We start from the raw sequence: 13,078 nt of genomic DNA, 5'->3' as shown, positions 1-13,078 counted from the left end.
CCTTCTTCTCCTTCCTGTTTTTTCTGGCCAACTCCTTGGTCTGAATGGGCTTTGAGTCCAGTATTCTAACGTATTCTCTGGTCGTGTTTTTTGAATAATTCTTCCTGCGCTAGGAGCTAGGAGTTTTTCGTGCCTGTTCAAGCGTTCTGTTAGTTTGTTGTACCTGATTTTGGGGAACAGCTTCATTTCTTCGATTAGGACTCTGTAAGCGTGCTTGTAAACTCCTCCGAAGTGCAAGTGTGCTAGTATTGCGAAGGTTATTAGGTCGTAGAGGCTGATTATTTCCCTGTGAGTGTTTTTCGGGTAGTGTTTGCTGATTATCGGATAGATTTCGGATTTTATGATCAGGATTTTCCTCTGAAAGCTCAATACAACCACCAATCAATCAAAAGACTTAAGTGCTTATAACTCTAACGATCTAATGGGAACTAGGGTTTAAATAAGTATGCCGAGGCAACAATGAAGCAAAAAATCAAGGGGGTGGCGAAGTATGGAAGTTGTAGAACTAAAAGCAAAGCTACCTCCAGTTGCCCCAAGTGCTGGTGGTGTTGGTCTTGCATGTTGTTGCGACAAGGTTGGAACTGGAAAATGACGCTATAATTTTATTGTTATTTTTTATTTTTAAACCCTAAACCGGGGGATAACTATGGTGGGTTTTATTCATACGTTTCAAATAAAAAACAAGTATATGGGCTTTGATCCCCTGAGCAAGACATTATTAATTTTAGATTCTAAAGAAGTTAAGGTCATAAACAAGATTAAACGGAATGCTCCATTGACATTAAGTGAGAGGCAGATGCTATTGGAAATCCAAAAAACGTTAGATTCAAAACGTGAGAATGTAAATCCGATAATAGTGCCTGCAGAGATTAATCCAAACATGATGGTTTTAATGGTCTCTCAAACCTGTAATATGAAATGCGCATATTGCTACGCATTTGAGGGTACATACACAAAGCCAGGTATACTTAAAATAGAACTAGGGAAAAGAGCCCTAGACATAGCAAATGAACTAGGAGTGGGCACTGTTCAGTTTTATGGTGGCGAGCCATTATTAAACTTCGATTCAATAGAGAAGTTGGTGGAATATGCTGACATCAATGGATACAAGTTCAGATATGGTATTGTAACTAACGGAACGTTAATTAATAGGCGAATTGCTGATTTTTTTACCCAGTATGACTTTGAAGTAACGGTCAGCGTTGATGGTCCCCAAGTAGTAAACGACCTGAATAGGAAGTATAAAAATGGGAAAGGCACATACGCAGATATTATAAAAGGACTAGAACTGCTAAATGAGAGGGGTATCAAACTAGCATTAGAAGTAACATATGCCAGAAATTACATTCAGAAATATTCCATACGTGACATATTGTCTCATTTGAGTAAATATTCAAAGACATTTGTAGTCGGGTATGTTCTTCCGCCAGTGCAATTTCAAAATAACATTATTAGGGATAAATATGCATTAAAAGAAGCGGAAATTGAGGAATTCTTGAAGGAACTAGTGGATTATCTGTTTGACAAATGGGAAGAGGGTATACCAATAAAAGAAATGGGCATATGTAGAATTCTTAGGGAGATTCTCGATCCAGAATATCATGTGAAAACGTACATATGTTCCGAGATGCCTCTGAGGATAACTGTATTTCACGATGGAGATGTGTATCCATGCCATCAAACGTACTTAGACAGGCGATTTTATTTAGGAAATATAAAAGACAAAGATTTCACAAAACTCTTAACGGAGAAAATGTCTAGGGCAGCAGAACATTTTACTATGTCAAAGCTGAAATTGCATGACGCTTGGTTTAGCAATCTTGGTGATTTCTGTAGAATCCATTTAAAAGAAAAAGTGAACGGTACGTACGTTCCTAAGTATCCTAGGGCCTATGAGAGGGCATTTGAGCACATACTATACAATGTTGCTACTAGGGATATGAAGAAAGTCATAGAAACCCTCGGGGGGACTATAGTTGGGTGAGAACTTCCGAAAACTCATGGAGATTGGGAGAGCGCACAAGAAATACATGCTCCTGCTCGTTGTACTGGGAGTTATATCAACGATTCTTTCTGCCATGGTTCCATTTTACTTAAGGAACCTCTTGGATGAGCTTGAAATGTTAACACTTTCCCAGATACTTAGGGAGATAGGGATTATACTTGGTCTTTACACACTTTCTACTGTAATATACCTCTATGCTGGTTTCATAAGCAACTTTGCCGAGACCAAAGCTGCAGCATGGCTGAAGAGAAGGCTTTTTATCTCAACCCTATACGCAGAAAACATAAAACCTGGGGATGCCCTTTCGCGGATTCAATCAGATACCGAAATAGTAGGCAGACTTGGAATGTCTCTTATACCTGCTGTAATAATTGAGGGATTTTCTCTCGCTATGGCCGTTTTTGTCGTCTTCAAGCTCAACGTTTATCTGGGATTACTCACACTCATCACAATGCCGATATATGGCTTCTCCATGAGGGCATTTGTCCATAGATTGAAGATTGCTTCATCAAATGAGAGGGAAAAATACTCAAAGACAGTTACCGCTTTCAAGGAAGGACTTGATGGCAGGCTGGATGCCAAAGCTCTGAACGCCTTTGAGTATCTCATCTCTAGGATATCCAAAAATCTCGATGAATGGGTCGAGGCGACAAAGAAGATGGCGTTCTATCAAACGGCAAACTATGGTCTCCAGTCATACCTCTCAACTATCTTGCCTTTGACCATACTTCTTGCAGGCCTTCTGCTTGTTAAGAAGGAAATGGCCCCACTCTCCGTCGTCATTGCTGTCTTCTCATATCTAGGAAAAGTTTACTACCCCATAGAGCGCTTTGCGTTTCTATGGAGCGCATATCAAAGGGCAATTCCAGTTCTGAACAGGATATGGGGAATACTCGAAATAGGGGAGTCCTCAGAAAGGTCTGCATGTAATCCATACTCCTTCGATATTACACTTAAAGACGTTCACTTTTCCTTTGATGACGAGAAAGAAGTGCTCAGGGGCATATCAGCTATAATACCTTATGGAAAGAAACTTGGAATTGTAGGTTCATCAGGTGTTGGAAAAACAACATTAGCCATGCTTCTTGCAGGAATACTAAGCCCAACAAAGGGCACTGTGAGCATAGGAGGCTGTCATCCATCTTCCATTTTAGGTAATTCTCTCATATATATACCCTCTTCCCCCCATCTCTTTACAGGGACTGTTAAGGAAAACATTGCTCTGGGCATGAACGTTAATGACAATGATATTGCAAAATTGCTTGAGCTCGTTGAGCTTGGGGGCATTGATATGAACACTCTAATTGAAGAAGGCGGCAAGAACCTTTCACTCGGGCAGAAGCAACGAATTGCTCTGGCAAGAGCATTGGTTAGAAGACCGAAAATACTTATCCTAGACGAGGCAACTTCGGGCATAGACTCGGAAACTGAAGCAAAAATCCTAGAGAGGCTCAAGATGATGGATATGACGGTGGTGGTCATCTCTCATAGACTTTCAACCGTCAGGGAAATGGAAGAGATATGGGTGCTTGACGGGGGCATGGTGACATGCAGAGGACGGCACAATGAGTTGCTTCAGTCGTGCCAGAGGTATCGTGAACTCTTTAGAGAGCAGCAAAAAGGCTAACTGAAGATGAAACATAAAAGTACTGCATCCCTAGAAACTTTCAGCGAAACCCTCTGGGAAAAACAACTCTGGAAGAATATGTGCCTTGAACCACACACTTCATTAATAAAAGCTTTTAAACTGTTTTAAATTGTGTAATTTTGGATAGAGACATGTGGTCCTACAAATTCGAAAAGGAGACCGTTCTTACTGCCGGAGTAGCTGTCAACAGGGGTGCCATGATCATCGGTGAACACTACAAAATCGTACCTCTCAAGCTGAACAGGAAGGGGAGATCTTAAATGGGTTAAATTTTATGGCGGCAAAGATGACTAGGAGGGACATTCAATAGTAGTCGAAGGCCTACAAAGGTGGACGAAAATGGGGACAAAATCTGGGAGAGGAAGTACTGGATTTTGCCGATGAATGACAGTATTATGCTGATCGGAAGCTCCAAAGATGAGAATGGCTGGAAGATTAATCTCATACAGGTCAATAACGAGAGTGAAGTCTTAGAAAAGAAAGCTCTTGTCAATGGTGTGATCTTCGATGTCGTCAGCGCTGAGAAGGGAATTCTTTTAGCTGGCGAACATGATAGGGAGTTCTACGTTGCTTAGCAGGTGGAGAACTTGATGGAAAGGCAATTCTGATAAAAATAAGTAAAGAGGGGGAGCTTCTTTGGAGAAAAGATCTCTGGGAGAATGGGTGGGTTCAAGTTGTTAAAAAAATTCAGTGATAGAATTTTTGTGGCGGGTGTGGTCAAAAGTGAAGGAAAAAGCATATGAGAATTGAGCTTTTAAAGAAAGGGATATTATGAGATCCATAATTGAAAAGTGGGAAAATTTCAAAACTTTCACTGACAGTCCTCTTTAAAAAAGATCTCAAAAAGGAGCCTGAAGTGGTTAAGGAGCGGAGCACGGTTAGGTGTATTTTCACTTCAGCACACTTTACCTTTCCAAAAGAGGGGGATTAGGAAATGAAGCGAGTATGGATTGCTGTGTTCATACTTTGGCTGTTAGTTCTCAATTTTCGGAGGTATATCCATAGAGCATATGGATTTTAACTTAATCCTGATAATCATTATTGGAGGGGAGGAATTGATGAAAACAAGTAAAAAAGGAGGAAATAAAATATGAAACTCATCGCTCTTTGTTGCTCTTCCCGAAAGGAAGGAAACACATCAAAAGCCATCTCTTTACTTTTAGAGAAACTATCAACAAATTGGCAAAAAGAGATAATACACCTTTACGATTTCGATATAAAAGCATGTGGTGAGCTCTGCAGTGCTGAATGCTTAAGAGAGAATGCATGCAAAGTCGATGCCCTTGATGAGAGAGTAAAGCTCTTTGAAGTGTTGAAAAGTGCTGATGTAATAGTCATCGGAACGCCAACTTACAATATGGACGTTCCTTCTAAGCTGAAGGCTTTGTTGGAGCGTGATTTTCTTGAGAACTATTTAAAAAATAAAGTCGTGGCTCTGTTGATTGTTTCAAACTTAGGCGGTGTAAAAGCTCTCTGTACTCTAACATCTTCGCTAATCTTAGATGCTCAAGCTATAATTGCTGGTGCCGTTATTGTGCCGGGATATCAAAAAAAGGGGAAACCATAAATAACTCAAAAACTCAAATGCTGGTTGATTATTTAGCAAAGAGAATTGTGGAGATTGCGAATCTTATGCACTAAAGGACACCCACTTAACGTACCTCCCCCCATCTCCACTTTCTTCGGGCTCTGCAAAATAGTCTTCCTTAATTAAAACGTTGTTTGTCCATCCAAAAATCCAGTGCCAAGCTTCAATGAACAGTTCTTCAAAAGAACACCACTGGCTTGCTCTCAATTTGCTTAAATTTTCTTTCAGCTCTTCCACTTCAGTCACAAGTCTTTTTACTTCGCTTGCAACTCTACTAGCAACTTCCCACGCTATCTTCCCATCATCTCTATCAAAGAACGGAACTCCAACATATTCGTATTTTTCTAAAATTTCACTTGTTTTTCCACTTTTGTGGAATTCTTCGAGTGCCCTGCCTAAAGCTTCTGCTTCATCTTCCTCTGCTTTTCCAGACCAGACTAAGTCGGGAAAAGCGTTTCTTGAGCCAGTGTGATTACCAAAGGAGTAGAACATGTAATTTCCAAACTTTGCCGAATGACAGCCCCAGTAAAAGTCCTTTGCAATCTTTCCCCAGTCACCTCTAATTTCACGGGCATAAGGAATGAACTTCCTCTTTTCGCCCCATTCATTTTCCAGCATGGTTAGGAACTTCAAATCTAAGGCGTAGCAACCAACAACAGCAAAACGGAGGTATTCTAGCTTTGAGTATCTCAAACAGTTCAATCTTTTCAGGTCATCATCTACCCACTTAAAGTTTTTAATTAAATATTCTGCTAAGGCTTCTCCATATTTAACTCCAATCTCCCTAAGTTTCAAAACGTCTTCCCATGGTGTAAAGCAGAAGTTGAGCTTAATCTGCCCACTTTCTTCTTTTAAGAAGCTCTCCCAAAGGAAGTAATTCAAGGATTCCTTATCTACCAGCTGCAAAGCGTTTTCCATGCTTATGGGCGACTCAGAAAGTTTGAGTATTAGCTCTTCAGCCTTGTATGCATGCTTCCAGTACTCTCTTTCTCCATTCCCACATACGTAAACCATCAGTTTGCTCATAGATGTCACCAAGGATTAATACTGGGCAGAAGACTTAATAGTTTTGTCCATAATTTTCTCGGCAACGGGGGATGGAGATATTTGGAAGCAAGATGCTCCAAACAGGAGAAGCTGAGTAATGAATTTTACCCTAGTTCCCACCATCTGTGAAGTTGTATAATCTGTCCAGATTCACGGCCAGAATCGCCCCTAAAATCCTGACAGCTAACCCCCTCAAACTAACACTCCTGCTCGGCCTCAGAAGAAACTCAGAAAACCTAAAAAATCTCAATCCTCCTGCGAAAGTCAGACAAGTACTTGTAAAACTTCTTCTCCTCCAGATTACTAACCTGATTCCCCCGCTTTACTGGCGTGTAAACAACGCCAAACCTCAGAAATTCCTCCTCGAGCCCCCTGCTAACATACCCCTTATCCAAAAACAGAAAACAGCCGGAAAACTCCTCAACAATCACCCAGAACTTTTCCCTGACAACACTCACATCATGCTTATTCGCCGGATCAACGGACAGCAAAGCCAACAGGTTCCCATCAGAGTAACAGGTCAGCTTGTACCCATAGTAAAACTTTTTTTAGAGGGAACAAACCCAACTGCGGGCTTTTCAGAGATGATTTCTGAAGAACCCTTCTTCTCCTTCCTGTTTTTTCTGGCCAACTCCTTGGTCTGAATGGGTTTTGAGTCCAGTATTCTAACGTATTCTCTGGCGTGTTTTTTGAATAATTCTTCCTGCGCTAGGAGCAGAAGTTTTTCGTGCCTGTTCAAGCGTTCTGTTAGTTTGTTGTACCTGATTTTTGGGAACAGTTTCATTTCCTCGATTAGGGCTCCGTAAGCGTGTTTGTAAACTCCTCCGAAGTGCAGGTGTGCTAGTATTGCGAAGGTTATCAGGTCGTAGAGGCTGATTATTTCCCTGCGAGTGTTTTTCGGGTAGTGTTTGCTGACTATCGGGTAGATTTCGGATTTTATGATCAGGATTTCCCTCTGAAAACTCAATACAACCACCAATCAACCAGGGCGTGTTTATAGTAACCTTTATTAGGGTTTTTGCTGAATTCTTTCAGGTGGTTGTCGTGATCCCCAGATGGGATCACAGACTCAAAGACCCTGAAAGCGTGGCATTCGCAATTCTTGACGTTTTAGCAGACTTCGAATCAGAAGGAAAGCTGAAGAACCTGCCAAAATCCAAAAAATTTCCAGTAAAAACAATACTGGCAATACTCCTCTTTAAACAATACTACAACCTACCCCTCAGAGACGCCCAGCACTACGGCAGAAAATTCTTCGGAGCAAACATTCACTACTCAACCCTCCACAACTGGGAGAAAAAGCTGAACCTCGAAGAACTGACAAACCACCTCCTGAAAAAACTCCAGAAATTACCCTACGCCAGCACTCAAGCAGACTCAACCATTATCACAAATAAAAAAAGGGTAGGATAGAAGTTCAGGCAATAACGAGAATCCTGCCGGGTTTACTGTATCCGGTTGCTGTGAAGATCACAACTTCTGAGAACGAGCTGATTGAACTCCTGCCGGGGGGTTCTGGGAATTTTTATGCTGATGGGGCTTATGATTCAAAGAAAGTTCTGAACACTGTGGTGGAAAAGGGTTATCGGCCGATTGTTAAGAAAACTAAGAACGCTCCAGGTGGTTTTGGTAGTAAGAAGAGAGACAGAGTGTTTTCTGAAGAAGAGTACAGGCATAGGAATCCTCATGAGGGGTTCTGGGGTGCGTTTACAACGTGGTTTGGCAGTAGGATCCCCTGTTTTCTGAAAAAGACTACTGTAACCCGAATCCTGCTTGGGGTAATGTGTTATGGTCTGAAAATCCTCCTCAGAGTCAAATACTGTTTAAATAACAGGGGGTGAAACTAAACACGCCCCAATCAACCAAAAGACTTAAGTGCTTATAACTCTAACGATCTAATGGGAACTAGGGTTCAGTGGTGATACCACATGGCAAACTTTGGATTATGGTGGGTCAAGTGGAATGGAGGTGAATACGAGTCAAGAATGATAAAAGGAAGAGATGAAAATTGGCAGGGTATCCCTGCAACCATTGATAACTTTAAAGAGTTGGGGTTCAATTATGCAGTAGTTCTTGACGGTGAAGGGAAGGGCACTCCACAACAAGGATATTCATATAATGATGGATATTATGATGGAAACAAGTTTGGAAGCTGGTTAAACAGACATTTCGAGGGTGCTATTGACTATTTTGCTTCTATCCCCATATTGAATAATACAAATATCTCCAGCAAGGGTGTTAGAGGGGTGTCCTACTGGAAAGGATGGATTGATGGAGTTTTAGATTCGACTGGAGGAAATTTAAAGGGATTTTACTGGAGCCTAGAGGATGCATGGCAAGTGAGCGATGGGACAGTGTATGAGGAAGACATTGAAGAAATATCAGCTTATGTGAGAAACTTAAACAAGAAGCTTATATGGATACCCTCAGCGTGTACATTGGTACTCGAGAAAACCAATATTTTCAGTCTTGCAGGCCTCTTCGACTATGTCTTTGTACAACCTAACTACTACCAACGAGGAGCTATTGCAAGGGGAGCTAATGATTACATCCCATATACTTATGAAGTTTTTAAAGAGTGGCTAACAAAACTTGAGAATCTAAAGAATGAGAACGATGCATTCAACATCTATATAGAAATGGAGGCCGATCAAAGTTTGCTCTTTTACTATATTGATCATACACACCTAGAAGAAAACTTTAGGATTTCCCTTCTTGAATACTGCGCCCCAACATTTAGTCCAGAATGTTTAAGCCAGTACACAACTGAAGCTAAAACCATAGCATACCCCTACACTAAAGCACAGAAGGATGTCTTGGGAGGTTTATATCCGAACAGAGCATATTATCTCAGCATTGACCTGAATGTTATTAGTGAAATGAATGGATTTACTAGAAGATTGGGGGATAATTATGTATAACCATTTCAGAATCTCGTTTTTAGTCTTGCTGCTTGTTCTACCCTTAGTTTCCGGTGAGACCTGTGAACCTTACGAAACATATTCGATAACCTCAATCCTGCCAGGCAATGGGTATGCATTTATTATTGTGCACCATTCTGAATGGATATGCGAGAGGGTTGCGGGGGAGGAGACACTTAGGCGTAACATGCCCTATGGGGAATACGACCTCTACTATCTTTTCAATGGAAGCAACCTGCTCTTTTTGGGAAGAAGCAATCTCCTACTAGGCGAGCCTTCAATAATGGCTGAGATTAATGGGACTTTTTATATTCTGCAGCGCAGGGAGGAAATTATTCCCTACAAAAATATTACATTGATTATCAACGGTGAAGCCCGGAACTTTACGATTACCGCCCAGAAGACCGAGACGAGGGTTTACCGCTTTGAGGGATGTGCTGACTTGGCGTGGAACTGCACGAGAGTGGAGCTTCAGAACGGCACGGTGGTGTCCAACTGCACGGAAAGCCCCGTTTTGGACTACTTCTTCGCGGAGAATAGGAGGAGTCTGGAGGGTATCAGAGGAGAAATTCATGACGGCTTCGTAACTTTTCCGAACTCAAACTACAAAATTCCCGTTTTCGAGTTTGAAAGGCATTTCTCAGACTTTTTTGAGGGCAAGGAGCTTTCCAAAGCCCTCTCTGCCCTATATGCACTGCCCGTTGATGGAGGGATTCTCATCTACTATCCTGGCGAGATTAGGGCTGAGAAAGGCAGTTTCCTTTCGGAGTTGCCACTTGTATTCTTCTATGATGGAGAGAATCTAAGACATCTTGACATGAGCACGGATATGCAAGAACTTCCGGAGTGTAATCCCAGCCAAGCTCAAACAGAAAAAAATAAGAAGGAGATATGTGGTATCGGCACTTTGCTTCTCTTAATGATCATGCCGTTGGTTCTAAAAAAGTTGCACCAAGTAAAGGACAACTAAAGGGGTAGTGAGAATGAAAGCATTTCTCTCAATTTTTTTAATTTCTTTGGTGGTTTTTTCGTCTCTATGCATAAACCGGGCTTCGACAGGCCATTCCTCTCATCCGGAACCGGCTCAGGAAGTCACGGCGTTTCTCACTGAGGCTAAGAAAAACATTAAAGAATGCAACACAACTTTAAAGAAGCCTTTAGCCCCTTGGAGCGAGCCAGAGTATTTGAACATGACCGTCCTAAATGGAACAACCCTCAAGCTGGGCGGCAAGATATACAGATACACTGTTCTGGGCATCTGGAACGTTAGTTTTTCTGGAGAGGCGAACAGTGGGGAGTACAAAATTATCTGGGAGCAACTAAAGAACCTCACAACAACCGGGGGACATGAAATTGACTTCAAAATTTACAAAGGGAGTGCAATGATAAGTTCTTTCACCTACTGGTATGTCCCATTCCAGCTGGATTCGTTCTGTGTCGTGGTTAGTTCCAAATCCATAAAACTCCCAAACGGAGATACGTTAACCTTTATCTTCATGCATGTCGAAAAAGGAGATTTGTGGATTGCTTTACTTGGGTGACGCTTAGGGCTTCAGCTTAGCCCGTTCTGCCTACCAGTAAAGTGCGTGTAGGGCGTTAATTTCGTAACGGGTAGGCTTCCCTCCTCCCGTCTTCATCGGAGGGCTTTCGGGGGGAACGGAAACTCCCCACATCTTCAGGGCTTTCAAGCGAATATTCCACGAGCCGACCACATCCCTATCAGCCTCAAAACCACACTCGCATTTTAAAACCCTGTGCCCATTCGGGACTAGCTTCCCCCCACATATCGGGCACAGGGATGAAGAGTAAGCAGGATCAACAAAAACGACACTCACACCCTTCAACTTGGCTTTATACTCGATAATGGCTTGAAGCCTTCTAAAACTCCACCTGTGCAAGCGACCGTTCATTTCAGCCGAATACCTTATCGAATCCCTGATTTCCGTTAAGTCCTCCAAGGTAATACCACCGTATTTTTCAGCTAATTCAACGATTTTGTTAGCCAATTTGTGATAAAGGTCATTCAGCCTGTTCCTCTCCCTTCTCCCATACTTTTCCAGAAGCTCTTCCCTTTTCTTTCCAGCCCTAAGCTTCCTCTGAATCTTCCTCCTCTTTACGAAGTAACCAGTCCTAATCTCCTTCTCGTGTGTAATGATCTGGATAAAGTTCCCATCTGGAAGGCTGAGGGTTACATTATTCTCGTTCAAGTCCACACCAACGACGGCTTTTGACTCTCTGACTTCAACTTCCTTTGAGAACACCACGTGGAGAAAAACTCCTTTTGGATTTTTAACCAGCCAGGCTTGTCCTATTTTCCACTCCCTAAACTTCTCGTGGTACTTTGCACGATAAAACTCCAGTTCCAGCCTTCCACTTGGAGTTGAGAGTTTAATAAATCCTCCTTCAAGGTCGAGTTTGAAGAGGTGATCATCAAGCATTATCACTTTTTTCTTGAAGGTTGGTTTTCCATTAGCTTTTCCTCGTCTTTTTCTCTTCCTGTAACTCTTGTAGATTGAGGTGGCCATTTGGCAGGCCGTGTAAATGTAGTGGCTTGGGAGTTCTGGGTACTGCTCCCGAAGGCTTTTGTACGTCTCTTTCTTCAACCGGTAGAAGCTCGTGATGTTGTTCTCAAAAGCGTAGGTGATTAAAAAGTTCACGATTTCCTGATAAAGGGAGAAGAGGTCTTCTAACCCTTCAGGTTCTGTTTTGAGTTTGAATTTTGCCGTGAGTTTAATCGTCTCTGAGGGCATTCTTTACCGCCTCGACAAGGCGTTTTTTCTTGTGAGAACGGGCACCATAGAGTTTTCCAGCAAAAGAGGTTACGATGGCTAACAAGTCCTCAACAAGTTCCTTTTCCGGTGTCTTCTCTTCATCATCAAAGATTACTTCAATCTCAACCCCGTGAGAGTTAAAGTATTGCTCAAGGTATTTGAATCCAAAGCGGGTGAGCCTGTCCCTGTAAGTTATCACGACTTTTGTTATTTCCCCGCTTTCAATGAGTTTGAAGAGCTGTTTTAACCCCTTCCTGTTCTCGTTCAGTCCTGAGGAAATGTCTGTTATGATTTTTGCAACTTGGTAGCCTTTTGATGCGCAGTAGTTTTTGAGGTATTCGACCTGTCTTTCAAGGTCTTCTTTCTGGTCTCTGCTTGATACTCTGGCGTAAATTACAACCTTGTCGGGGGTTTTGCCTTCGAGGAGTCTTTTAATCTCGCTTTCTGGAATTCTGTATTCTTTTCCGACCCTGTATGCTTTAATCTCTTCCGTCTTGATTTTCCTGATTAATGTTGGCTTGCTAATGCCAAGGAGCTGTGCCGCTTTTCCCGTCCTATAAAGCTTCATACTGCACACCCCTATTACAAACAATGACACAAAATATATAAACTTTACGATTTTAACCATTTAGAAAACAGCCCCTGGAATGTGGGGATACAAATGGATCAAGTATTTGATTAAGATAGAGGTTGTGGATTACAACTTCTTGGGAACTTACGAGAGCGAAGGCTATCCGGATGATGCATATATTGGTGAAAAGCCATGAGGCCATTTAGGATTGTGGAACTTACAGCGGTTCCACAATCCTAAATGGCCTCATGGCTTTTCACCAATATATGCATCATCCGGATAGCCTTCGCTCTCGTAAGTTCCCAAGAAGTTGTAATCCACAACCTCTATCTTAATCAAATACTTGATCCATTTGTATCCCCACATTCCAGGGGCTGTTTTCTAAATGGTTAAAATCGTAAAGTTTATATATTTTGTGTCATTGTTTGTAATAGGGGTGTGCAGTATGAAGCTTTATAGGACGGGAAAAGCGGCACAGCTCCTTGGCATTAGCAAGCCAACATTAATCAGGAAAATCAAGACGGAAG

The 13,078-nt window shown here is 41.9% G+C and carries 14 protein-coding genes and 2 pseudogenes; 11 read left to right on the top strand and 5 right to left on the bottom strand.

Annotated elements, in window-relative coordinates:
* Positions 1 to 378, bottom strand: a pseudogene (locus THEPK_RS03260) (IS982 family transposase); the annotation flags it as partial.
* A 268-nt stretch (positions 379 to 646) separates the two neighbouring features.
* Between THEPK_RS03260 and THEPK_RS12385 the strand changes: the two are divergent.
* From THEPK_RS12385 to THEPK_RS03240, 5 genes are all read left to right on the top strand, one after another.
* Entirely contained in the window at positions 647 to 1,984 is a 1,338-nt protein-coding gene (locus THEPK_RS12385) for a radical SAM protein (RefSeq protein WP_052315881.1), read from the top strand.
* On the top strand, positions 1,977 to 3,632 hold the full coding sequence (locus tag THEPK_RS12380; RefSeq protein WP_052315880.1) for an ABC transporter ATP-binding protein: 1,656 nt from the start codon (positions 1,977 to 1,979) through the stop codon (positions 3,630 to 3,632). The genes THEPK_RS12385 and THEPK_RS12380 overlap by 8 nt, the downstream gene beginning before the upstream one ends.
* 152 nt (positions 3,633 to 3,784) lie before the next feature.
* Entirely contained in the window at positions 3,785 to 3,913 is a 129-nt protein-coding gene (locus THEPK_RS13650) for a hypothetical protein (RefSeq protein WP_255346944.1), read from the top strand.
* A 120-nt stretch (positions 3,914 to 4,033) separates the two neighbouring features.
* The gene (locus THEPK_RS03245) at positions 4,034 to 4,228 is read left to right on the top strand and encodes a hypothetical protein (protein WP_156882134.1); all 195 of its coding nucleotides are present in this window, start codon (positions 4,034 to 4,036) and stop codon (positions 4,226 to 4,228) included.
* Positions 4,229 to 4,743: 515 nt separating this feature from the next.
* Positions 4,744 to 5,220 (top strand): flavodoxin family protein, encoded by a 477-nt coding sequence (locus THEPK_RS03240; RefSeq protein WP_042698305.1) that lies wholly within the window; start codon positions 4,744 to 4,746, stop codon positions 5,218 to 5,220.
* Positions 5,221 to 5,283: 63 nt separating this feature from the next.
* Here the strand turns inward: THEPK_RS03240 and THEPK_RS03235 are convergent, their stop codons facing one another.
* Together THEPK_RS03235 and THEPK_RS12500 are read right to left on the bottom strand one after the other, a co-directional pair.
* Positions 5,284 to 6,267: a hypothetical protein gene (locus THEPK_RS03235; protein ID WP_042698302.1), complete on the bottom strand. Its 984-nt coding sequence runs from the start codon at positions 6,265 to 6,267 to the stop codon at positions 5,284 to 5,286.
* A gap of 130 nt (positions 6,268 to 6,397) precedes the next feature.
* Positions 6,398 to 7,264, bottom strand: a pseudogene (locus THEPK_RS12500) (IS982 family transposase).
* Between the two features lie 14 nt (positions 7,265 to 7,278).
* On the opposite strand from THEPK_RS12500, the gene THEPK_RS03220 reads away from it, so the two are divergent.
* From THEPK_RS03220 to THEPK_RS03200, 5 genes are all read left to right on the top strand, one after another.
* Complete coding sequence (locus tag THEPK_RS03220; protein WP_042697966.1) at positions 7,279 to 7,701, top strand: hypothetical protein; 423 nt, start codon at positions 7,279 to 7,281, stop codon at positions 7,699 to 7,701.
* 50 nt (positions 7,702 to 7,751) lie between these two features.
* A complete protein-coding gene (locus THEPK_RS03215) occupies positions 7,752 to 8,129 on the top strand; it encodes a hypothetical protein (protein ID WP_042696758.1) in 378 nt (125 codons plus the stop codon).
* Between the two features lie 87 nt (positions 8,130 to 8,216).
* Positions 8,217 to 9,209 (top strand): DUF4855 domain-containing protein, encoded by a 993-nt coding sequence (locus THEPK_RS03210; protein WP_042698292.1) that lies wholly within the window; start codon positions 8,217 to 8,219, stop codon positions 9,207 to 9,209.
* Positions 9,172 to 10,179 carry a hypothetical protein gene (locus THEPK_RS03205; RefSeq protein WP_225807189.1) on the top strand — a complete coding sequence of 336 codons (1,008 nt, stop codon included), beginning with the start codon at positions 9,172 to 9,174 and terminating at the stop codon, positions 10,177 to 10,179. Before THEPK_RS03210 ends, THEPK_RS03205 begins: the two co-directional genes overlap by 38 nt.
* Before the next feature lie 49 nt (positions 10,180 to 10,228).
* Positions 10,229 to 10,750 carry a hypothetical protein gene (locus THEPK_RS03200; protein ID WP_225807190.1) on the top strand — a complete coding sequence of 174 codons (522 nt, stop codon included), beginning with the start codon at positions 10,229 to 10,231 and terminating at the stop codon, positions 10,748 to 10,750.
* A gap of 30 nt (positions 10,751 to 10,780) precedes the next feature.
* On the opposite strand, the gene THEPK_RS03195 is transcribed toward THEPK_RS03200, so the two are convergent.
* The gene (locus tag THEPK_RS03195) at positions 10,781 to 11,959 is read right to left on the bottom strand and encodes an RNA-guided endonuclease InsQ/TnpB family protein (protein WP_042698286.1); all 1,179 of its coding nucleotides are present in this window, start codon (positions 11,957 to 11,959) and stop codon (positions 10,781 to 10,783) included.
* The gene (locus THEPK_RS03190) at positions 11,940 to 12,548 is read right to left on the bottom strand and encodes an IS607 family transposase (RefSeq protein ID WP_042698282.1); all 609 of its coding nucleotides are present in this window, start codon (positions 12,546 to 12,548) and stop codon (positions 11,940 to 11,942) included. Before THEPK_RS03190 ends, THEPK_RS03195 begins: the two co-directional genes overlap by 20 nt.
* Before the next feature lie 448 nt (positions 12,549 to 12,996).
* Here THEPK_RS03190 and THEPK_RS12940 point away from each other — a divergent pair.
* On the top strand, positions 12,997 to 13,078 hold an 82-nt coding region (locus THEPK_RS12940; RefSeq protein ID WP_304412536.1), incomplete at its 3' end, for a helix-turn-helix domain-containing protein.

It is taken from the genome of Thermococcus sp. PK (genome assembly GCF_000430485.1).
Classification (GTDB): Archaea; Methanobacteriota_B; Thermococci; order Thermococcales; family Thermococcaceae; genus Thermococcus_A; species Thermococcus_A bergensis.
The sequence above is the reverse complement of the archived record's forward strand: the minus strand, read 5'-3'. Positions and strand labels throughout refer to the sequence as shown.

Excerpts from the sequence above, each read along its gene's own strand:
- THEPK_RS03190 (WP_042698282.1), bottom strand. The coding sequence starts at position 12,548 with ATGAAGCTTTATAGGACGGGAAAAGCGGCACAGCTCCTTGGCATTAGC.
- THEPK_RS03245 (WP_156882134.1), top strand. The coding sequence starts at position 4,034 with ATGAATGACAGTATTATGCTGATCGGAAGCTCCAAAGATGAGAATGGC.
- THEPK_RS03195 (WP_042698286.1), bottom strand. The coding sequence starts at position 11,959 with ATGCCCTCAGAGACGATTAAACTCACGGCAAAATTCAAACTCAAAACA.
- THEPK_RS03240 (WP_042698305.1), top strand. The coding sequence starts at position 4,744 with ATGAAACTCATCGCTCTTTGTTGCTCTTCCCGAAAGGAAGGAAACACA.
- THEPK_RS13650 (WP_255346944.1), top strand. The coding sequence starts at position 3,785 with ATGTGGTCCTACAAATTCGAAAAGGAGACCGTTCTTACTGCCGGAGTA.
- THEPK_RS03235 (WP_042698302.1), bottom strand. The coding sequence starts at position 6,267 with ATGAGCAAACTGATGGTTTACGTATGTGGGAATGGAGAAAGAGAGTAC.
- THEPK_RS03210 (WP_042698292.1), top strand. The coding sequence starts at position 8,217 with ATGGCAAACTTTGGATTATGGTGGGTCAAGTGGAATGGAGGTGAATAC.
- THEPK_RS03205 (WP_225807189.1), top strand. The coding sequence starts at position 9,172 with ATGGATTTACTAGAAGATTGGGGGATAATTATGTATAACCATTTCAGA.
- THEPK_RS12385 (WP_052315881.1), top strand. The coding sequence starts at position 647 with ATGGTGGGTTTTATTCATACGTTTCAAATAAAAAACAAGTATATGGGC.